The sequence below is a fragment of the Zoogloea sp. genome, assembly GCF_041911615.1.
Taxonomy (GTDB): Bacteria; Pseudomonadota; Gammaproteobacteria; order Burkholderiales; family Rhodocyclaceae; genus Zoogloea.
In genome coordinates, this window is the sequence record NZ_JAYROR010000135.1 from 25,787 (window position 1) to 44,121 (window position 18,335).

24 protein-coding genes are annotated in these 18,335 nt (G+C 66.7%); 5 read left to right on the top strand and 19 right to left on the bottom strand.

Going from position 1 to position 18,335, the window contains the following annotated elements; translation table 11 throughout:
• Window positions 1-32 precede the first annotated feature (32 nt).
• Complete coding sequence (locus ACE3P2_RS17950) at window positions 33-818, bottom strand: PEP-CTERM sorting domain-containing protein (protein WP_374266990.1); 786 nt, start codon at window positions 816-818, stop codon at window positions 33-35.
• A 364-nt stretch (window positions 819-1,182) separates the two neighbouring features.
• Here ACE3P2_RS17950 and ACE3P2_RS17955 point away from each other — a divergent pair, with 364 nt between their 5' ends.
• Window positions 1,183-1,986 (top strand): alpha/beta hydrolase, encoded by an 804-nt coding sequence (locus tag ACE3P2_RS17955; RefSeq protein ID WP_374266992.1) that lies wholly within the window; start codon window positions 1,183-1,185, stop codon window positions 1,984-1,986.
• A 206-nt stretch (window positions 1,987-2,192) separates the two neighbouring features.
• On the top strand, window positions 2,193-2,411 hold the full coding sequence (locus tag ACE3P2_RS17960; protein ID WP_374266994.1) for a hypothetical protein: 219 nt from the start codon (window positions 2,193-2,195) through the stop codon (window positions 2,409-2,411).
• Between the two features lie 91 nt (window positions 2,412-2,502).
• Here the strand turns inward: ACE3P2_RS17960 and ACE3P2_RS17965 are convergent, their stop codons facing one another.
• On the bottom strand, window positions 2,503-3,663 hold the full coding sequence (locus ACE3P2_RS17965) for a class I SAM-dependent methyltransferase (RefSeq protein ID WP_374266996.1): 1,161 nt from the start codon (window positions 3,661-3,663) through the stop codon (window positions 2,503-2,505).
• Window positions 3,664-3,830: 167 nt separating this feature from the next.
• On the opposite strand from ACE3P2_RS17965, the gene ACE3P2_RS17970 reads away from it, so the two are divergent.
• The 3 genes from ACE3P2_RS17970 (at window position 3,831) to ACE3P2_RS17980 (ending at window position 6,540) form a co-directional block, all read left to right on the top strand.
• Entirely contained in the window at window positions 3,831-4,580 is a 750-nt protein-coding gene (locus ACE3P2_RS17970; protein WP_374266998.1) for a pteridine reductase, read from the top strand.
• Between the two features lie 67 nt (window positions 4,581-4,647).
• Window positions 4,648-5,583, top strand: coding sequence for a tRNA 2-thiocytidine(32) synthetase TtcA (gene ttcA, locus ACE3P2_RS17975; protein WP_374267000.1), 936 nt, complete (start codon window positions 4,648-4,650; stop codon window positions 5,581-5,583).
• A gap of 96 nt (window positions 5,584-5,679) precedes the next feature.
• On the top strand, window positions 5,680-6,540 hold the full coding sequence (locus tag ACE3P2_RS17980; RefSeq protein ID WP_374267002.1) for an FHA domain-containing protein: 861 nt from the start codon (window positions 5,680-5,682) through the stop codon (window positions 6,538-6,540).
• A gap of 78 nt (window positions 6,541-6,618) precedes the next feature.
• On the opposite strand, the gene ACE3P2_RS17985 is transcribed toward ACE3P2_RS17980, so the two are convergent.
• The 17 genes from ACE3P2_RS17985 to ACE3P2_RS18065 form a co-directional block, all read right to left on the bottom strand.
• On the bottom strand, window positions 6,619-6,918 hold the full coding sequence (locus tag ACE3P2_RS17985) for a PsiF family protein (RefSeq protein WP_374267004.1): 300 nt from the start codon (window positions 6,916-6,918) through the stop codon (window positions 6,619-6,621).
• A gap of 114 nt (window positions 6,919-7,032) precedes the next feature.
• Window positions 7,033-7,968 carry an HPr(Ser) kinase/phosphatase gene (gene hprK / locus ACE3P2_RS17990; RefSeq protein WP_374267006.1) on the bottom strand — a complete coding sequence of 312 codons (936 nt, stop codon included), beginning with the start codon at window positions 7,966-7,968 and terminating at the stop codon, window positions 7,033-7,035.
• Window positions 7,937-8,422 carry a PTS IIA-like nitrogen regulatory protein PtsN gene (gene ptsN, locus ACE3P2_RS17995; protein ID WP_374267008.1) on the bottom strand — a complete coding sequence of 162 codons (486 nt, stop codon included), beginning with the start codon at window positions 8,420-8,422 and terminating at the stop codon, window positions 7,937-7,939. Before ptsN ends, hprK begins: the two co-directional genes overlap by 32 nt.
• 157 nt (window positions 8,423-8,579) lie before the next feature.
• The gene (gene hpf, locus ACE3P2_RS18000) at window positions 8,580-8,903 is read right to left on the bottom strand and encodes a ribosome hibernation-promoting factor, HPF/YfiA family (protein WP_374267010.1); all 324 of its coding nucleotides are present in this window, start codon (window positions 8,901-8,903) and stop codon (window positions 8,580-8,582) included.
• A 16-nt stretch (window positions 8,904-8,919) separates the two neighbouring features.
• Window positions 8,920-10,392, bottom strand: coding sequence for an RNA polymerase factor sigma-54 (locus ACE3P2_RS18005; RefSeq protein ID WP_374267012.1), 1,473 nt, complete (start codon window positions 10,390-10,392; stop codon window positions 8,920-8,922).
• Window positions 10,393-10,407: 15 nt separating this feature from the next.
• Window positions 10,408-11,130, bottom strand: a complete 723-nt coding sequence (gene lptB / locus ACE3P2_RS18010) for an LPS export ABC transporter ATP-binding protein (protein WP_374267014.1) — start codon at window positions 11,128-11,130, stop codon at window positions 10,408-10,410.
• Window positions 11,117-11,566 carry a recombination regulator RecX gene (gene recX / locus ACE3P2_RS18015; protein ID WP_374267016.1) on the bottom strand — a complete coding sequence of 150 codons (450 nt, stop codon included), beginning with the start codon at window positions 11,564-11,566 and terminating at the stop codon, window positions 11,117-11,119. Before recX ends, lptB begins: the two co-directional genes overlap by 14 nt.
• A 19-nt stretch (window positions 11,567-11,585) precedes the next feature.
• A complete protein-coding gene (recA, locus tag ACE3P2_RS18020; RefSeq protein ID WP_374267018.1) occupies window positions 11,586-12,623 on the bottom strand; it encodes a recombinase RecA in 1,038 nt (345 codons plus the stop codon).
• A 175-nt stretch (window positions 12,624-12,798) separates the two neighbouring features.
• Entirely contained in the window at window positions 12,799-13,284 is a 486-nt protein-coding gene (gene pncC, locus ACE3P2_RS18025; protein WP_374267020.1) for a nicotinamide-nucleotide amidase, read from the bottom strand.
• A complete protein-coding gene (locus tag ACE3P2_RS18030) occupies window positions 13,284-13,763 on the bottom strand; it encodes a phosphatidylglycerophosphatase A (protein WP_374267022.1) in 480 nt (159 codons plus the stop codon). The genes pncC and ACE3P2_RS18030 overlap by 1 nt, the downstream gene beginning before the upstream one ends.
• The gene (gene thiL, locus ACE3P2_RS18035) at window positions 13,760-14,725 is read right to left on the bottom strand and encodes a thiamine-phosphate kinase (protein WP_374267024.1); all 966 of its coding nucleotides are present in this window, start codon (window positions 14,723-14,725) and stop codon (window positions 13,760-13,762) included. Before thiL ends, ACE3P2_RS18030 begins: the two co-directional genes overlap by 4 nt.
• 42 nt (window positions 14,726-14,767) lie before the next feature.
• Window positions 14,768-15,244 (bottom strand): transcription antitermination factor NusB, encoded by a 477-nt coding sequence (nusB, locus tag ACE3P2_RS18040; protein WP_374267026.1) that lies wholly within the window; start codon window positions 15,242-15,244, stop codon window positions 14,768-14,770.
• The gene (gene ribH, locus ACE3P2_RS18045) at window positions 15,241-15,711 is read right to left on the bottom strand and encodes a 6,7-dimethyl-8-ribityllumazine synthase (RefSeq protein ID WP_374267028.1); all 471 of its coding nucleotides are present in this window, start codon (window positions 15,709-15,711) and stop codon (window positions 15,241-15,243) included. The genes nusB and ribH overlap by 4 nt, the downstream gene beginning before the upstream one ends.
• Window positions 15,712-15,743: 32 nt before the next feature.
• A complete protein-coding gene (gene ribBA, locus ACE3P2_RS18050) occupies window positions 15,744-16,844 on the bottom strand; it encodes a bifunctional 3,4-dihydroxy-2-butanone-4-phosphate synthase/GTP cyclohydrolase II (RefSeq protein ID WP_374267030.1) in 1,101 nt (366 codons plus the stop codon).
• Window positions 16,841-17,464 (bottom strand): riboflavin synthase, encoded by a 624-nt coding sequence (locus tag ACE3P2_RS18055; protein WP_374267032.1) that lies wholly within the window; start codon window positions 17,462-17,464, stop codon window positions 16,841-16,843. The genes ribBA and ACE3P2_RS18055 overlap by 4 nt, the downstream gene beginning before the upstream one ends.
• A 124-nt stretch (window positions 17,465-17,588) precedes the next feature.
• Window positions 17,589-18,023: a cyclic nucleotide-binding/CBS domain-containing protein gene (locus tag ACE3P2_RS18060; RefSeq protein ID WP_374267034.1), complete on the bottom strand. Its 435-nt coding sequence runs from the start codon at window positions 18,021-18,023 to the stop codon at window positions 17,589-17,591.
• Between the two features lie 83 nt (window positions 18,024-18,106).
• Complete coding sequence (locus tag ACE3P2_RS18065; protein ID WP_374267036.1) at window positions 18,107-18,241, bottom strand: hypothetical protein; 135 nt, start codon at window positions 18,239-18,241, stop codon at window positions 18,107-18,109.
• Window positions 18,242-18,335 lie beyond the last annotated feature (94 nt).

The window sequence follows — 18,335 nt, forward strand, 5'->3', positions numbered from 1 at the left end:
GGAAAGTAACGCTTTTCCGGGCCGTCGTGTTGTCAGGCCTTGCGGCGGCGGGTCGCCAGCAGGCCGGTCAGGGCCACGCCGGCCAGCGCGAGGCCGGTCGGTTCGGGAACGGAAACCGAACCCTGGTCGACGGTGGCCCAGCGCAGGGTGCCGCCGGCATACAGCGCTTCGCCGAAGCCGTCGCCGTAGAAGGTCACGGTGGTGAAGGTGCTGGTGTCGTCGATGGCGGCCACGAAGTTGGTGTAGACGTAGTCCTTGACGGAGTCGCCGTTGTAATCCTTGTTGCCCGGGTTCGAATCGTCGCTGGTGGCGTTGGCCACCAGGCGGGTCGCACCGCCGTCGAAGGAGATGAACAGGTTCGAGCCGGTGGGCGCGCCGGTGTCGGCGTGGGTCACGCTGGTGCAGCAGGTCGCCCAGTCGGCGATTTGCAGACCGAAGGCGTTCACCGGGGTCGAGAAGGTGAAAGTCAGGCCGGAACCGGACGCCGGGGCGTACGGGTTGATGGTGATGGCCTGGCCGCCGATGGCGTAGCTGTAGCCCGAGGAACGGTAGCCGTTGTAATCGCTGTAGACGAAGCGGCCGGTGCCGTCGGTCGACGTGATGGTCACGGTGGTCGAGCCGGCCGTGGCGGTCCAGCTCGACGCGCCGGACGACAGGCCGGAAAGCGACAGGGTGGTGACCGTGCCGCCGACGCCGGTGATGGTTGCGTCGAACGCAGCCTGACCGGTGACGATATCGTTGTTGTAAATCACGGGCGCCGCAGTGGCGCTCATGGACAGAAGGGCCCCGATGGCCGCGAACAGAACTTTGCTTTGCATTTTAGCCTCCGTGAAAAAATGCAAAATTTAATAAGCAAAATTCATGCTCAAAACGGTTTTTCAAATAAAAACAAAATCTTGCAAAATCATCTAGATGAATTTGCGACAAAGTGTAAAGTCCCTCGACACGCTGGCGTGGGTTTGATGGATTCGCCGGGCCGGCCCGCGATCCGGCGGGCGGGACGATCCGGGCTCGCTCGGACGCTTCGGTGGGGATATGCGGAGTGCTGTTCGGCGCGTCTTTTGCTTTCCTCCGGCAGCGCGCTGGGGTAAGTTCTCGGCCCACCACAAGAAAAATCCTCTCCCCGCCCATGATCTCTCCGCTTGTCTGCCGTTCCCGGCCCGTTGCCGCTGGAGCGTGCGCATGAACCGTTCCCGTTTCGGTGATCTCGAAGTCCTGTCCAGCATGCCCGATGGCCCTGCCCATCCGACGCCGCTGCTGTTCGTCCACGGCGCCTACACCGGCGCGTGGTGCTGGCAGGAGAATTTCCTGCCGTGGTTCGCGAGCCAGGGTTACGCGGCCTATGCGCTGTCCCTGTCCGGCCATGGCCGCAGCCGCGGGCGGGCTTACCTCGACAGTTTCTCGATCGCCGACTACGTGGAGGACGTGGCCGAAGTCGCCACCAAATTGCCGGCGCGACCGGTGCTGATCGGCCATTCGATGGGCGGCATGGTGGTGCAGAAGTTCCTCGAGCGTTTCAGCGCGCCCGGCGTGGTGCTGATGTCGTCGGTGCCGCCCCAGGGACTGCTCGGCTCGGCGTTCGGGCTGGCGTTTGCGCGGCCGCATCTGCTGGGCGACCTGAACCGCATCATGGGAGGCGGTCAGCCGCAGATGGAAACCCTGCGCGACGCGCTGTTCCACGAGACGATCGAGCTGGAGCGCCTGCAGCGCTATTACCACCTCTGCCAGCCCGAATCCCATCGGGCGATCTGGGACATGTCGTTGTTCGACCTGCCCTCGCTGTCGCGCATCCAGGCGCCGCCGATGCTGGTGCTGGGCGCCGAGCACGACGTGCTGATTCCGCCCGATCAGGTGCGGATGACCGCCATGCGCTACGACGTCGAGGCGACGATCCTGCCGGGGCTCGGCCACGGGATGATGCTGGAAACCGACTGGCGGGTGGCGGCCGATCCGATCCTGGCCTGGCTCGCGCGTCAGGGATTGTGACGGCGGCGCGATTCACGTCGCGGCCGTGAACTTCGTCATTGCGGTTGATTCGGGCGTGATCCATTCTGAGAACGTGCGACCGGTGATGGCGCCGTCCCGGAGGGTTTTCCTCCGCCGCTGCCGCCGGGTTTTCCCTTCAACCTTTGGAGGCCGCAGCCGTTAAAAATAACAAGGGGTTCGAATGCCACCCCGGAACGGAGGCCGAAATGGTGATCTTCATGGATATGGAAAGCGGTGATCGGCGCTATCTCGAGCCCGACGAATCGATGGTTCCGGCGTACGACGACGAAGTCTTGAACGCCAATCTGCTGCCCCCCGAACTGGCTCTGGGCCTGCAGGAGATTCCTGCGACCAGCCACGACAGCCACGCCGCGCCGATCGACGCGGAGGCTTTCCTGAACGCCGTCTATCGCTATCAGGAATAAGCGAAACGGCTTGTCAGGCGGGTGGTTCAATCAACGAAGGCCCGCCGACGTGATGCGTCGGCGGGCCTTCGCGCGTCTGGCGAGGCGCGGCTTACAGCGCGTGGAGGCGGTCGCCGCGCAGGAAGCCGAGCAGCGGCTGCGCGATGCCGCGGCCCAGGGCGATCACCTTGAACAGCTCGCCCATTTCGTGGGGGCCGGTCAGGCGCTGCACCGCCTTGGCGGCGCGGATGTAGTCGGCTGATTCTTCGGGCGCGCGCCGCGCCAGGCAGGCCAGCACCCCACTGTTGAACAGGAAGTTGGCCTGATCGGTGTAGCCCAGCACGTCCAGCCCCGCATCGAAACCGGCCTCGGCCACCGCGGTGAAGTCCACGAAGGCGGTGATGTCGTTGAGTCCGGGCCATTTGAACGGGTCGCCGTGGGCGTGGTGGCGGAAGTAGCACAGCAGCGTGCCGGTGCTCCGACTGTCCAGATAGTACTCGGCGCGGGGATAGCCGTAGTCGATCAGGATCATCGCGCCCTGTTCGAGGCGGGCGGCCCATTCGGCGACCCACGCGCGGCCGGCGAGGTTGAGTTCGCTGACGTATTCGCCCTCGTCGGGCAGGGGCAGGTCGAGCGCGGCCACGGCTTCGGCGAGCTTGCCGCTCACCGGCCGGTCGGCCCAGGCGAACTGACCCGCGGCGTCGAGGCTGACGCCGCGTTCGAACACCCCGTCGGCGCGCCAGGCGATCAGGTGCACCGGCATCACGTCGAGCACTTCGTTGGCCACCACCGCGCCCGAGTAGCGCTCCGGCAGGCCGTCCAGCCAATGCACGCGGGCTGCCAGGTGGGGGGCCTTTTCGGCCAGGGTGGCGAACTGGCGTTCGCGCAGTTCGCCGGAGACTTCGAGGATGCCGTAGGTTTCGGGCACGGCGCCCAGGTGCTCGAGTTCCAGCAGCAGATCGGCCGCCAGCAGGCCGGTTCCGGCGCCGGCCTCGATGATGTGCGGCGCCGACAGATCCATGATCTGCTTGACCTGGTTGGCCAGAGCCTGGCCGAAAAGCGGGGTGAGTTCCGGCGCCGTGATGAAGTCGCCGCCCGGCCCGAACTTGCGGGCGCCGCCGCTGTAATAGCCGAGCCCGGGCGTGTACAGCGCGTCGGCCATGTAGGTGGCGAAGGACACCCAGCCGCCGGCGGCGTCGATCTGGCTTTGCAGGCGGGCGACAAGGCGGTCGCTCTGGGCGAGCGCTTCGGCGGACGGTTGAGGCAGGTTCATGGCGGCGGCAGGAGGCGCAAAAGCCGGCATTTTACTCCGTGCGGCCATCCGTGCCGTCCGCCGCCCGCCGTACGGAGGCGTCCCGGCGCCGCACGTCGCACGACGACGCCATTCTGGCGTCAGGCACCGTATGATTACGCTCCCCGTTTTTGTACGTCCAGCCAGTGATGAACCCAGCGGCAGAGCTTCCCGTGGTGCTCGTGACCGGCGGCGCCAGGCGCGTCGGCGCGGCGATCGCACGCCAGTTGCACGACGCCGGCGCACGCCTGGCCCTGCATTGCAGGCATTCGCGTGTGGCGGCCGATGCCCTGGCGGCCGAACTCAACGCCCTGCGGCCGGCGTCGGCTGCGGTGTTCCAGGCCGATCTGCTCGACACTGCGGGTTTGCCGGGCCTGGTCGCCGATGTGGTTGCCCATTTTGGGCAAATCGACGGGCTTGTCAATAACGCGTCCAGCTTCTTTCCCACGGCCCTGGGCGAGATCGACGAGGCGGCCTGGGTCGATCTGATGGGCTCCAACCTCAAGGCGCCGCTGTTCCTCACCCAAGCGGCAGCCCCGTGGCTGGCCGAGCGGAGCGGCGCCGTGGTCAATATCGTTGACATTCATGCCGAGCGTCCGCTCAAGGGGTATCCGCTGTATTGCGCCGCGAAGGCCGGCCTGGTCGGGCTGACCCGCGCCCTGGCCATCGAGATGGCGCCGCGGGTACGGGTCAATGGCGTCGCGCCGGGCCCCATCGAATGGCCGAGCGACGGCCAGTTCTCGCCGGCCGAGCAAGAGGCGATCGTCGCCCACACCCTGCTCGGTCGGGTCGGTGCGCCGTCTGACATCGCCCGCACGGTGCGTTTCCTGCTTTTCGACGCGCCATACATCACGGGCCAGATCATTCCGGTCGATGGTGGAAGAAGTGCGCACTTATAACGTATTTAACATTTATGGCGGACCGATCAAATTCGGGCGCCCTTATAATCAACGGACATCTGACTGAATGGAACACCTCGTGGCTTTCCCCGCGCCGGCGGCGACCGAACCTCCCGAAACGGAATCCCGTTTCTCGAACTCTTTCCTGCGCCTCAAGAAGCACCTGATGCGCAAGACCGGGGAGGCCATTGTCGATTACGGAATGATCGCCGACGGCGACGTGGTGATGGTCTGCGTGTCCGGTGGCAAGGACTCGTTCTCGCTGCTCACGCTGCTGCTGGCGCTGCGCGAAAAGGCGCCGATCGATTTCCGCATCGTCGCGATGAACCTCGACCAGAAGCAGCCGGGCTTCCCCGATCACGTTCTGCCAGCGTATTTCGAGTCCATTGGCGTCGAGTACAAGATCGTCACCGAGAATACCTACAAGATCGTCAAGGACAAGATTCCGGAGGGCAAGACCACCTGCTCGCTGTGTTCGCGCCTGCGCCGGGGCATCATCTACCGCACCGCCAAGGAAGTGGGTGCGACCAAGATCGCGCTCGGTCATCACCGCGACGACATGATCGAAACCCTGTTCCTGAACATGTTCTTCGGGGGCAAGATGAAGGCGATGCCACCCAAGCTGGTGAGCGACGATGGACAGAACGTGGTCATCCGTCCGCTTGCCTATTGCTCCGAGAAGGACATCGAGCGTTTCGCCCGGGGCATGGAATACCCGATCATCCCGTGCAACCTCTGCGGCAGTCAGGAAAATGCCCAGCGCAAGCAGATCAAGGCTATGCTACGCGATTGGGATAGCCGTTTTCCGGGGCGTATCGTGTCGATCGCGACCGCCCTCAAGAACGTGGTGCCGTCCCATCTGGCGGATGGCAACCTGTTCGATTTCCTGAACGTGTCGAGCACGACGAAAGTGGAGCAGGGGGACATCGTCTTCGACGCTCCCGAGTTGCCGGTTCCGCATGAAGAAGCCTCAGCCATCCCGATCGGGATCTGGAGAAGTTAGCACCCATGGATCGCCCTGCCAGCCCAATGCGAATACCCGCGGGAGCCGCCGCGTCCGTGTCGAACCCAGCTTCGGAGCCCGTCGGAGGCCGCTGCGATGACTGAGCGTTCATCCGCCCGCTGCCTGCTGTTTGCCGATGTGGCAAACGGCGTGCGGCTGGCCGTCAAGCTGGGGGAGGCCGAGGCGGGCTACGCCGTCGAGCGTTGCCTGAACCGCATGTCGCGTTGCGCCGAGGCCTATTCGGCCAGCGAACTGGAGATTCGCTCCGACGTGCTGGTGGCGCGCTTTCCCGATGCGGACGCCGCCCTGCTGGCTGCCCGCGAGATGCGCGAACGGGTGCGTGCCCTGCCGCCGATGAGTGGCATCAAGCTGGTCCTGCGGGCGGGCGTGGTGCTCGAATCCGAGGGCAGCGAGGCGGAAAGTGCCGAGAAGTGGGCCGCGCGCCTCGTCGAGAGCCATAACCCGGACACGATCGCGGTTTCCGAAAACCTGTCCGAGCTGCTCTCGCCGTCGATGCGGCGGATGCTCGGCAAGGTGGATGAGGCCCCGGGCAACGCCGCCCTGCCGGCGCTCGAACTGAACAACGCGCCGCCGCCCAGCCCCGCCGAATTGCGCCAGGAGGCGCAGCAGGCCCAGAAGCAGATGCGGGTGAGCTTTCGCGGGCAGAGCTGGGTCATCGATGCCGCCCATCCGACGCTGCTGTTCGGCCGCGAAACCGGCAACGATATCGTCGTTTCCGATCCCCGCGTGTCGCGCCAGCATGCCCGTATCGAACTGCGCAACGGCATGTTCTATCTGGCCGACTCCAGCACCAACGGCACCTATCTGCTCGAGGAGGGTACGGCGGAGCACTGCGTGAAGCGCGACGAGTTCGTGCTGAGCGAAAAAGGCCACATCGGTTGCGGCTTTTCGGTTGGCGACAACATGCTCGATGCGGTGGCGTTCGCGCTCGACTGAGCTTCAATCGACGTCGCCAATGAAAAGAGGGCCCCGCGGGGCCCTCTTTTCGTGGAGGCTACAGGTGCAGAGGCGCGTTCAGCCCTTCAGGCAGCTGCTCATGAATTGCTTGCGCTCGTCGCCCTTGAGCGCTTTCTCGCCGGCTTCCTTGTTACAGGCCTTCATCTTTTCCTGTTGCGGCGTGCCTTTGGTTTCGGCCGCGGCGGGTTTGGCGGAGAGGCATTCCTTCATGAAGGCCTTGCGTTCGTCGCCCTTCTTGTCGGCGGCCGAGACGTTGCATTCCTTCATCTTGTTCTGCTGCGCCGAGGCCGCAAAGGCGGCGGGCGCCAGGCTGGCGGCAAACATCCAAACGGCGACGCTCAGGATCACTTTTTTCATCTGGCCACTCCTCGAATGGGCGGTTTAGGGGACTGCAACACCATCTTAAACGGGGCGCGCGTCAATCCGTTGACGGGGTGCCGGGGCTGGTCGGCCGGATTGCGTGTCTTTTGGTTAAAAGCCGCCTTCTTCCATCGCGCGGCGCTGGCGGTCGACGAATTCCTGGGTCGAGTCGATGCCGCGCAGCAGCAGGATGGTCGAGCGTACCGCGGCTTCGAGCAGGACGGCGAGGTTGCGGCCGGCGGCGACCGGCAAGATCACGCGGCGGATGGGCACGCCGAGGATCATCTGCTGCTCGCCTTCGAGGGACAGGCGCAGGGGGTCCTGATCGCCCGGCTGACGGCGCTGCAGGTGGACCACCAGCTTGAGCTTCATCTTCCGCCGACACGCGGTCTCGCCGAAGATGGTGCGGATGTTGAGGATGCCGAGGCCGCGGACCTCGATCACGTCCTGGAGCAGCGCGGGGCAGCGCCCCTCGAGCACGGTGGGGGCGATGCGCGAAAACTCGACGATGTCGTCCGCGACCAGGCCGTGGCCGCGGGAAAGCAGTTCGAGGGCCAGTTCGGATTTGCCCGCACCGGAATCGCCGGTGATGAAGACGCCGAGTCCCAGCACATCCATCAGCACGCCGTGCAGCGCGACCCGTTCGGCGAGCTTGCGCGACAGGTAGCTGCGCAGCAGATCGATGACATTTGCCGATGGCAGCGGGCTGGCGAACAGCGCCACGTCTTCGTTGGCGCAGACGGTGCGGATCAGGCTCGGAATGTCCTCGTCGTCGGCGACGATGATCGCCGGCGGGCCGTAGGAGAGGATCTCGCGGACGTGGTGGATGACCTTGTCGCGGGTCTGACGGCGTGCCCAGGCGAGCTCGGACGAGCCGAGGATCTGCAGGCGGTCGGGGTGGATCAGGTTGAGGTGGCCGACCATGTCGGCCGGCCAGATCCGGTCTTCGGAAACCGAGATGCGGGTATCGAGGCTGCCGCAGATGTGGCGCAGCCTCAGACGATCGAGGTTGTCGTCAAAGAGCCGGGCGACCGTTGTCTGGCGCATCGCTGCCCCACTGGGCGAAAAGGGTGTGGGCGCCGAGGGCGTCAGGGGCGGCGAGGAGCTGCTCGCGGAAGCCGCGGTCGCTGAACATCTGAGCCAGTTCGGACAGCAGCTGCAAGTGGTGTTCGTTGGCCTGCTCCGGTACCAGCAGCACGAACAGCATCGAAACCGGGCGGCCGTCGGGCGCGTCGAAGGGAACCGGTTCGGCGAGACGGATGAAGGCGCCGAGGGCGTCCTTCAGGCCTTTGATCCGGCCGTGGGGAATCGCGATGCCCTGACCGAGGCCGGTAGAGCCGAGTTTTTCGCGGGCAAACAGGCTGTCGAAGACGGTGCTGCGACCGATGCCGTGATTGTTCTCGAACAGCAGCCCTGCCTGCTCGAAAGCACGCTTCTTGCTGCTCGCCTCGAGGCCGACGACCACGTTGGCCGGGGGCAGGAGTTTGGCGATGAGGTTCATGGAAGACTCTCCTGCACGCGACGGGGCGGGACAGGTGCCGATGAAGAACGACGCTGGAAGAAATCCGGAGGCGGGGGCCGCCGGGACCGTTGTGTCAGTTGGGGCGCATTATAGCCACAACGGTCCCGGGGATAAGGGTATTACGTTTCGCCGGGAATCAGGATTCGGCGAGGTGCTGCTTCAGCGAATCATGGCCGTGATCGGAGGCCTTGTCCTTGTACTTGAGAACCTGACGGTCGAGCTTGTCGGCCAGGGCATCGATGGCGGCATACATGTCGGCGTCTTCGCTTTCGACGTGGATGTCCTTGCCGCGCACATGAACGGTGACTTCAGCCTTCTGACGCAGCTTTTCCACCGAGAGGGTCACGCCGACACTGGTGACGTTGTCGAAATGACGGATCACGCGGTCGAGCTTGGAGGAGATGTACTCGCGGATGGCCGGCGTGACTTCGACGTGATGCCCCGTGATGTTGAGGTTCATGGTTCTTACCTTTCTGTCAGATGGTTTTGCGCAAACTGACCGGCGGAATATCGAGGGACTCGCGGTACTTTGCGATCGTGCGGCGAGCGACGACGATACCCTGCTGGCCCAACAATTCGGCAATCTTGGCGTCGGACAAGGGTTTTTTCTTGTCTTCCGCCCCCACCAACTGGCGAATCAGCGCCCGAATCGCCGTTGAGGAAGCTGCCCCACCGGTATCGGTGGCGACGTGACTGCCGAAAAAATGCTTGAACTCGAAAATGCCTCTTGGCGTGGCCATGTACTTCTGGGTGGTCACCCGTGAGACGGTGGACTCGTGCAATTCCAACTGTTCGGCGATTTCGCGCAGTGTCAGCGGTCGCATCGCCACATCGCCATAATCGAAGAACTGACGCTGGCGGTCAACGATGGCCTGTGAGACGCGCTGGATGGTGTCGAAGCGCTGCTGGACGTTCTTGATCAGCCAGCGGGCTTCCTGCAGGTGGTTCGACAGCGACCCGCTGGCCCCGCGGTTGTCACGCAGGATCTGGGCATAAAGCTGATTGATGCGCAGCCGCGGCATCGCGTCCGGATTGAGATTGACGACCCAGCTGTTGCGCACCTTGCGAACCACCACGTCGGGAACCACGTAGCGGATTTCCGATTGGGCGAACTGGGCACCGGGCCGGGGGTTGAGGCTGAGGATCAGGGCGTGGGCCTCGCGCAGTTCGTCGTCGCTGCAGCGTAGGGCGCGCTTGAGCTTGAGGAAATCGCGGGAGGCGAGCAGTTCGAGATGTTCGGCGACGATGGCGAGGGCCAGCTCGCGGTCACGGCTCGGCGGCAGCGGGCGTAGCTGCAAGGCCAGGCATTCGCTGATGTCGGCGGCGCCGATGCCCGACGGGTCGAGACTCTGGATCTGGCGCAGGGCGATGGTGAGGTCGTCCAGTTCGACTTCCAACTCGGGTGGAAGCAGGGGGAGCAGGTCTTCGAGGGTCTGGCTCAGGTAACCGTCGTCGTCGAGGGCCTCGATCATGAAGCGGACCAGCGCACGGTCGCGATCGGACAGCGGGGTGAGGGCGATCTGGGCGTCGAGGTGGTCGCGCAGGGTCGGTACGGTGGCCTGGAAGTCGTGGAAGTCGTGGAAGTCGGTCTCGTCGTCGTCGTCCCGCTGGCTGCCGCTGCCGGACGACTGCCAGTCGCCGCCGTCGGTGCCGATGTCGAAGTCGTGGTCGGGCTCGCGTTCGCGCTGCTCCGATTCGCGGGCCTGTTCCTGCTCGCGCTCCTGGGCGGCCTCGCTGCCGGCCGGCGCGACGGGGCCGGGAGCCTCGAGGCGGCTGGAGCCGAGGTTGGCGTCCGGCTCGTCGCGCTCGATCATCGGATTCTCGAGGAGGATCTTCTCGATTTCCTGATTGAGTTCGAGGGTCGACAGCTGGAGCAGTTTGATGGACTGCTGCAGCTGTGGCGTCAGCGCGAGATGCTGGGAGAGTTTGAGCTGGAGACTGGGCTTCATGACAGCGATGATGCCTTAAAGCCTGAAGTGTTCGCCGAGGTAAACCTGACGAACCTGCTCATTGCGGACGATCTCGTCGGGGCGGCCGCTGGCCAGCACTTCGCCAGCGTTGATGATGAAGGCGCGGTCGCAGATGCCGAGGGTCTCGCGGACGTTGTGGTCGGTGATGAGGACGCCGATTCCCTTTTCCTTGAGGAAGCGGATGATCTTCTGGATGTCGATGACCGCGATCGGGTCGACACCGGCGAAGGGCTCGTCGAGGAGGATCAGGCGTGGGTCGGTGGCCAGCGCGCGGGCGATCTCGCAGCGTCGCCGCTCGCCACCGGACAGCGAGATGGCGGTGTTGTCGCGCAGGTGGGCGATGCCCAGTTCGTCGAGTAGCTGGTCGAGGCGCTGTGCGATCTGGGCCTTGCTGAGGTTCTGCAGTTCGAGCACGGCCTGGATGTTCTCGGCGACGGTGAGCTTGCGGAAGACGCTCATTTCCTGCGGCAGGTAAGACAGGCCGAGGCGTGCGCGCTGGTGGATCGGGCGATGGGTCAGGACCTGGTCGTCGAGGGTGATCTCGCCGCCGTCGGCGACCACCAGGCCCACGATCATGTAGAAGCAGGTGGTCTTGCCGGCGCCGTTGGGGCCGAGCAGGCCGACGACCTCGCCGCTGCCGACGTTGAAGGAGACGTCGTGGACGACGGTGCGGGCCTTGTACTTCTTGCGCAGGTTGCTGACTTTAAGCAGGCTCATCGCCGGGATTTTCTTTCAGGACTCTACGAATGATTTCGGTCGAAAAGCCGCGACCTTGAAGGAATCGTGCCTGGCGGGCCCACTCGCGCGCGTCGCCCGGGGCGGCGGCGAACTTGCGCCGGTGGATGTCGCGGGCGCGTTCGAGCTCGCTGTCGCCGCAGTTGTCGGCGATGGCTTCGCCGATCTGCTCGGCGGCTACGCCGCGCCGGGCAAGCTCGAGGCGCAGCCGGGCTGCGCCGAAACGGGCCGCCTTGGCGCGCACGAAGGCGTCGGCGAAGCGGGCGTCGGAGAGCAGGCCGAGCTCGGTGAGGCGATCGAGCTCGGCCTTCACGTCGTCTTCGTTGCCGAGGGTACCCAGCTTGCGGGCCAGCTCGGCGCGGGAATGCTCGCGCGTGGCGAGGCAGCGCAGGGCCCGGTCGTGCAAGCTGGTGGCCATCGGTCGGGCGGCGCGGGGCTTACGCGGCTTCGGCGGAGGGCGAGGATGGCGGGATCACGGCCATCTCGGGCAGCCCGACAGCGACGCGGATCTTGTTCTCGATCTCGCGGGCGATGTGCGGGTTGGCCTTGAGGAATTCGCGGGCGTTGTCCTTGCCCTGGCCGATCTTCTCGCCGTTGTAGGCGTACCAGGCGCCGGACTTGTCGACGAACTTGTGCTGCACGCCGAGATCGATGATCTCGCCTTCGCGGGAGGTGCCTTCGCCGTAGAGGATGTCGAACAGGGTTTCCTTGAACGGGGGCGCGACCTTGTTCTTGACGACCTTGACCTTGGTCTCGGAGCCGATCACCTCGTCGTTCTTCTTGATGGTGCCGATGCGGCGGATGTCCATCCGGACCGAGGCGTAGAACTTGAGGGCGTTGCCACCCGTGGTGGTCTCGGGGCTGCCGAACATCACGCCGATCTTCATGCGGATCTGGTTGATGAAGATGACGAGGGTGTTGGTGCGCTTGATGTTGGCGGTGAGCTTGCGCAGCGCCTGGGACATCAGGCGGGCCTGCAGGCCGGGGAGCTGGTCGCCCATCTCGCCTTCGATTTCGGCCTTGGGGGTGAGGGCCGCCACGGAGTCGATGACGACCACGTCGACGCCGCCGGAGCGCACCAGCATGTCGGCGATCTCGAGGGCCTGTTCGCCGGTGTCGGGCTGGGAGATCAGCAGGTCGCCGATGTTCACGCCGAGCTTTTGCGCGTAGGAGACGTCGAGGGCGTGCTCGGCGTCGATGAAGGCGGCGGTGCCGCCGAGCTTCTGCATCTCGGAGACGACCTGCAGGGTGAGGGTCGTCTTGCCGGACGATTCGGGACCGTAGATTTCCACGACCCGGCCGCGGGGCAGGCCGCCGATGCCGAGGGCGATGTCGAGGCCCAGGGAGCCGGTGGAGACGGTCTGGATGTCGTGCTCAACTTCGCCGTCGCCGAGGCGCATGATCGAACCCTTGCCGAATTGCTTTTCGATCTGGGAAAGCGCGGCGGCGAGGGCCTTGGCCTTGTTGTCATCCATCTGTCGTGATCCTTGTAGAAAGGGTTTTGGGGATTATGGCACAGAGTTTGCGTGCGGGTGCTCGCACGACGTTGCGGTGGGTGTCGCAGCGCCGTTTTTTTGCGACATCTGATATTTTATACAGTTCTCGCGGCGAGTCCACAGGCATCGCCAAGGCCTTGAGGCGACGGGGATTTCAGGCGTAGCGGCGGAGCAGTTCGGTGAGCGCGAAGACCACCGCCTGGCGGCGGATCGACTCGCGGTCGCCGTCGAAGCGGCAGGTGGCGGTCTGGGGGGATTCGCCGCTGCGGGCCCAGCCGAAGCAGACGGTGCCGACGGGTTTTTCGGCCGAGCCGCCGCCGGGGCCGGCGATGCCGGAGATCGACAGGGCGACGTCGGCCTCGGCGCGTTCGAGCGCGCCGCGGGCCATCGCGGCGGTGGTCGGTTCGCTGACCGCGCCGTGGCGGGCGAGGGTCATCGGCGAGACGCCCAGCAGCGCGCACTTGGCGTCGTTCGAGTAGGTGACGAAGCCACAGTCGAACCACGCCGAGCTGCCGGCGGTGGCGGTGACGACCTCGGCGACCCAGCCGCCGGTGCACGATTCCGCGGTGACGAGGCGCCAGCCGCGGGCGGCGAGGTGGTCGCCGACGAGGCGCGAGAGGGTGTCGAGTCGGGTGTCCATCAGGCGAGGAGCCTCACGAGGATGGCCAGCGCGAGCAGCGTGTAGCCGGCGGCGAGGAGGTCGTCGAGCATCACGCCGAAGCCGCCGCGGGTGCGCTCGTCCACCCAGCGGATGGGTTGCGGCTTGACGATGTCGAAGAAGCGGAAAAGGGCGACGGCGATGGCCTGCCAGCCGAAAGTGGCCGGGGTCAGCCACAGGACCAGCCAGATGGCGACGATTTCGTCCCACACCACGGCGCCGTGGTCGGCCACGCCGAGGGCACGGCCGGTGCGCTCGCAGGCCAGGACGCCGAACAGGAAGCAGGCGAGCAGCAGGCCGCCGAACAGTCCGTCGCCGAGCGGGGCGCGGATGAAGGGGAAGAGCAGCCAGCCGGCAAGGGTGCCGGCAGTGCCGGGGCCCTTGGGCCACAGCCCGGAGCCGAAGCCGAGGGCGACGAAGTGGGCCGGATCGGAGAGCAGGAAGCGCAGGCTGGGTTTCATGCGCCGCTGCCGAAGTGGTCGTAGCCGCGGGCGGCCAGGTCGTGCAGGCGGCCGGAGTCGGTGCGCAGATGCAGGCCGGGCGCGGCGGCGATGGTGCCGATGCAGTGCAGCGGCAGGCCTAGGCGAGTCGACAGCGCGGTCACGTCGCCGCGGCGGGCGGCCGGCGCGGTGAACAGCAGCTCGTAATCGTCGCCGCCGCTGGTGCAGGCCTTCAGGGCGCGAGCGGGATCGGCGCAGGCGGCAACGAGCGGGGCGAGCGGCAGCGCCGCCTCGTCGAGGGTCGCGCCGACCTGCGAGAGTTCGAGGATGTGGCCGAGGTCGCCGAGGAGGCCGTCGGAGACGTCGAGCATCGCGGACGCGAGGCCACGCAGGGCGAGGCCGAGGGCGACCCGCGGCTGCGGCCGGTGCAGGGCGTCGAGGCAATCGGCGAGGTGCGCGTCGGCGAGGCGGACTTCGCCGCGCAGGTGGGCGAGGCCGAGGGCGGCGCGGCCGGGCCGGCCGGAGATCCACAGATCGTCGCCGGGCCGGGCGCCGGCACGGGTGACGGCCTGGCCGATCGGGACTTCGCCGAAGATCGTCGGGCACAGGTTGAGTGGCCCGCGGGTTGTGTCGCCGCCGATGGCGTCGATGCCGAAGGCGTCGCAGCAGGCGAAGAAACCGCGGGCGAAGGCGGCGATCCAGGCTTCGTCGGCGCCGGGCAGGCTGGCGGCGAGGACGACCCAGCGGGGTTGGGCGCCCATTGCGGCGAGGTCGGAGACGTTGACGGCGAGGGTTTTCCAGCCGAGGTCTTCGGGGTCGGTGTCGGCGAAGAAGTGGGTGCCGGCCACCAGCATGTCGGTGGAGATGGCGAGCTGCATACCGGCGGCGGGGCGGATCAGCGCCGCGTCGTCGCCCACCGCGAGATCGGTGTGGTGGGCGGGACGGGTGAAGTACCGGCGGATCAGGGCGAATTCGGAGGGCATCGCAGGGTGATTCCGCCGGGATTGGGGGCGTGGCGCGCCGGCTCAGGCCGGTTTGTGGCCGCGGGCGGCGGCGCGCTCGCGGGCGTTGGCTTCGACTTCGTCGGCGCGCACGTGGGCGGCGAGCTTGTCGAGCACGCCGTTCACGAACTTGTGGCCGTCGGTGCCGCCGTAGCCCTTGGCGAGCTCGATGGCCTCGTTGATGATGACCCGGTAAGGGGTGTCGGGGCGGTGGATGAGCTCGAAGGTGGAGATCAGCAGGATGCCGCGCTCGATCGGCGAGAGTTCGTTGAGCGGACGCTCGATGTAGGGCGCGAAGCCGACCTGCAGTTCGGGGGCGTTGCTGATGGTGCCGCGCAGCAGGCCCACGAAGAGGTCACGATCGCATTTGTCGAAGCCGCCGACCTCGCTCATCTGGCTTTCGATGGCGGTGAGGGCCGACTGGTTGAGGAGCCACTGGTAGACGCCCTGCAGGGCGAATTCGCGGGCGCGGCGGCGGGGGGACTTGGGGGCGCCGGTCATGCCAGAGCCTTCAGCAGTCGGGCCATTTCGACGGCGGCCTGGGCGCAGTCGGCGCCCTTGACCTGCATGCGGGCGAGGGCCTGATCGTCGTCCTCGGTGGTGAGGATGCCGTTGGCGATGGGCACGCCGGTGTCGAGGGTGACGCGGGTGAGGCCGGCGCCCTGCTCGTTGGAGACCAGCTCGAAGTGGTAGGTCTCGCCGCGGATCACCGCGCCGAGGGCGACGAGGGCGTCGAAGCGGCCGCTCTTCGCCATGACCTGCAGCGTGAGAGGGGCTTCGAGGGCGCCGGGCACGGTGGCGATGGTGATGTCGCTGGCGGCGACGCCGAGGCGCTTGAGCTCGGCGGTGCAGGACGAGAGCAGGCCTTCGCAGACGTCGAGGTTGAAGCGGCACATGACGACGCCGACCCGGAGGCCGCGGCCGTCCAGGTTGGGGGCGATTTCGGGGATGTCGTTGTAGCGGGGCATGGTGTTACCTGGAAAATTGGGGTGGGGCCGGATCAGGCGTCGGGCGCGGCGTGGCCGACGACCGTGAGGCCGAAGCCGGTCATGCTGGGGATCTTGCGCGGGCTGGCCATGATGCGCATCTTGCCGACCTTGAGTTCGCGCAGGATCTGGGCGCCGATGCCGAACAGGCGCGGGTCCCACTTCTGGGCGGGACGCGGGCTGGCGCTGTCGCCGCTGAGCTGGGCGAGCAGTTCCTGGCCGCTCTGGGGGTGGTAGAGCAGGACCAGGACGCCGTGGCCGTGGGCGGCGATGCGCTGCAGCGAGGTGTCGATCGGGAAGCTGTGGCGGCCGCTCTGGGGATCGATGAAGTCGAGCACCGAGACGGGTTCGTGGACGCGCACGAGGGTCTCGACCTCGGGGGCGATGTCGCCGTAGCTCAGGGCGAGGTGAACGTCGCCGGAGGTCTTGTCCTCGAAGGCGGACAGCTGAAAGGTGCCGTGGGCGGTGTTGACGGGTTTCTCGCTGACCTTCTCGACGAGCTTCTCGGTGCGGGCGCGGTATTCGATGAGGTCGGAGATGGCGCCGATCTTGAGGCCGTGGGCGGCGGCGAACTCGATGAGCTCGGGCAGGCGGGCCATGGTGCCGTCGTCGTTCATGATCTCGCAGATCACCGAGGCGGGCTCGAGGCCGGCCATGGCGGCGAGGTCGCAGCCGGCCTCGGTGTGGCCGGCGCGGATCAGCACGCCGCCGGGCTTGGCCATGATCGGGAAGATGTGGCCGGGCTGGACGATGTCGGTGGGCTTGGCGTGACGGGCCACCGCGGCCTGCACGGTGCGGGCGCGGTCGGCGGCGGAGATGCCGGTGGTGACGCCCTCGGCGGCCTCGATCGAGACCGTGAAGGCGGTGCTGAACTGGCTGCGGTTGTCGCGGGCCATCTGGTTGATGCCGAGCTGGCGGCAGCGGTCTTCGGTGAGGGTCAGGCAGATCAGGCCGCGGGCGTGCTTGGCCATGAAGTTGATGGCTTCGGGCGTGATGTGCTCGGCGGCGATGACGATGTCGCCTTCGTTTTCGCGGTCTTCTTCGTCGACGAGGATGACCATGCGGCCGGCCTTGATGTCGGCGACGATGTCCTGGATCGGGGCCAGTGCGCTCATGCGGGGGTTCCTTCGGTGGTGCCGGGGTTTTCGTCGCGCCAGGCCAGCATGCGTTCCATGTAGCGGGCGATGATGTCGATCTCGAGGTTCACGGTGCTGCCGGCGGCGAGGCGCTTGAGCGTGGTGACCTGCACGGTGTGGGGGATCAGGTTGATCGAGAAGTCGCAGCCGTCGACGCGGTTGACGGTGAGGCTGACGCCGTCGACGGTGATCGAGCCCTTCTTGGCGATGTAGCCCGCCAGTGCCGCCGGGGCGCGGATGACGAGTTCGTGGCTCTCGCCGACGGGTTCGAACTTCTGCACCACGCCGATGCCGTCCACGTGGCCGGTGACGATGTGGCCGCCGAGACGGTCGGCCAGGCGCAGGGCCTTTTCGAGGTTGACCTCGCCGGGGGCGTCGAGGCCGACGGTGCAGTTGAGGCTCTCGCGCGAGACGTCGTAGCTGAGGACGTTGCCGTCGCGGGCGATGACGGTGAGGCACACGCCGTTGTGGGCGATGCTGTCGCCGAGCTGGACGTCGGAGAGGTCCAGGGTGCCGACATCCACCGCCAGGCGGACGCCGTCTTCGAGCGGCGTGACGCTCAGGATGCGGCCGGTGGCGGCAACGATTCCGGAGAACATGGGCGTGGTTCTTCTTGAGGGGAAACGGGGATTTTAACGCGATTTCGGGCGAAGTCCGCGCCGACGCGCGTGCGCCGCCGATGGGGCGGCCGGAAAGCCCGGGGCGGGCCTTCCGGCGTCGTGGTCAGAGGATTTCGGCGATGTGGTCGCGCTCCACCAGTTCCTGCTCGAACTGGTGGATTTCCAGCCCGAGGGCGTTGCGGGCCGACACCATGCCGATCGGCTTGCCGTCCTCGACCACCGGCACGTGGCGGAAACCGCCTTCGAACATCAGGTGCAGGGCGTGGGCGAGGGGCTTGTCGGGGCTGGCGGTCTGGAGGTTGGTGGTCATCACCGCGGAGAGGGGGGTGGTGTCGGGGTCGAGGCTGCGGGCGACGACCCGGTTGAGCACGTCGCGCTCGGTGAACAGGCCGCTCAGGACGCCGCCGGGATCGACGACCAGGATCGCTCCGACCTTGTGGGTGGCCATCGTGACCGCCGCGGTGCGCACCGAGGTGTCGGCGCGGGCGGTCACGACGGTCTGGCCGGCGACGATCTGGCGCAGGGTTCTGTTGGGCATGGGAGTCTCCTTGCAGGGTGAAAGGTGGGAAGGGCGATCGCGACCGACCCGCAGGGCGGGCCGGCTCTTCTTGTTGTGGTCGATCAGGCGGCCGCCTTCGGGTTGGCGGGCTTGCTCATGTCGGGCTTGCCACCCTTGGCGCCGTTGTCGCCACAGGCCTGGGAGGCTCCGGCGGCGCCCAGGGCGAGGGCGAGGAGGAGGGCGATCTTGCGCATCATGCTGTCATCTCCGGTTGGGGTGATGGTTCAATATGGAACGCCGGGACCGCTTTCGCAAGGCGGCGCAGCGCCGGGGGCGCTGTGCCGGGATGTG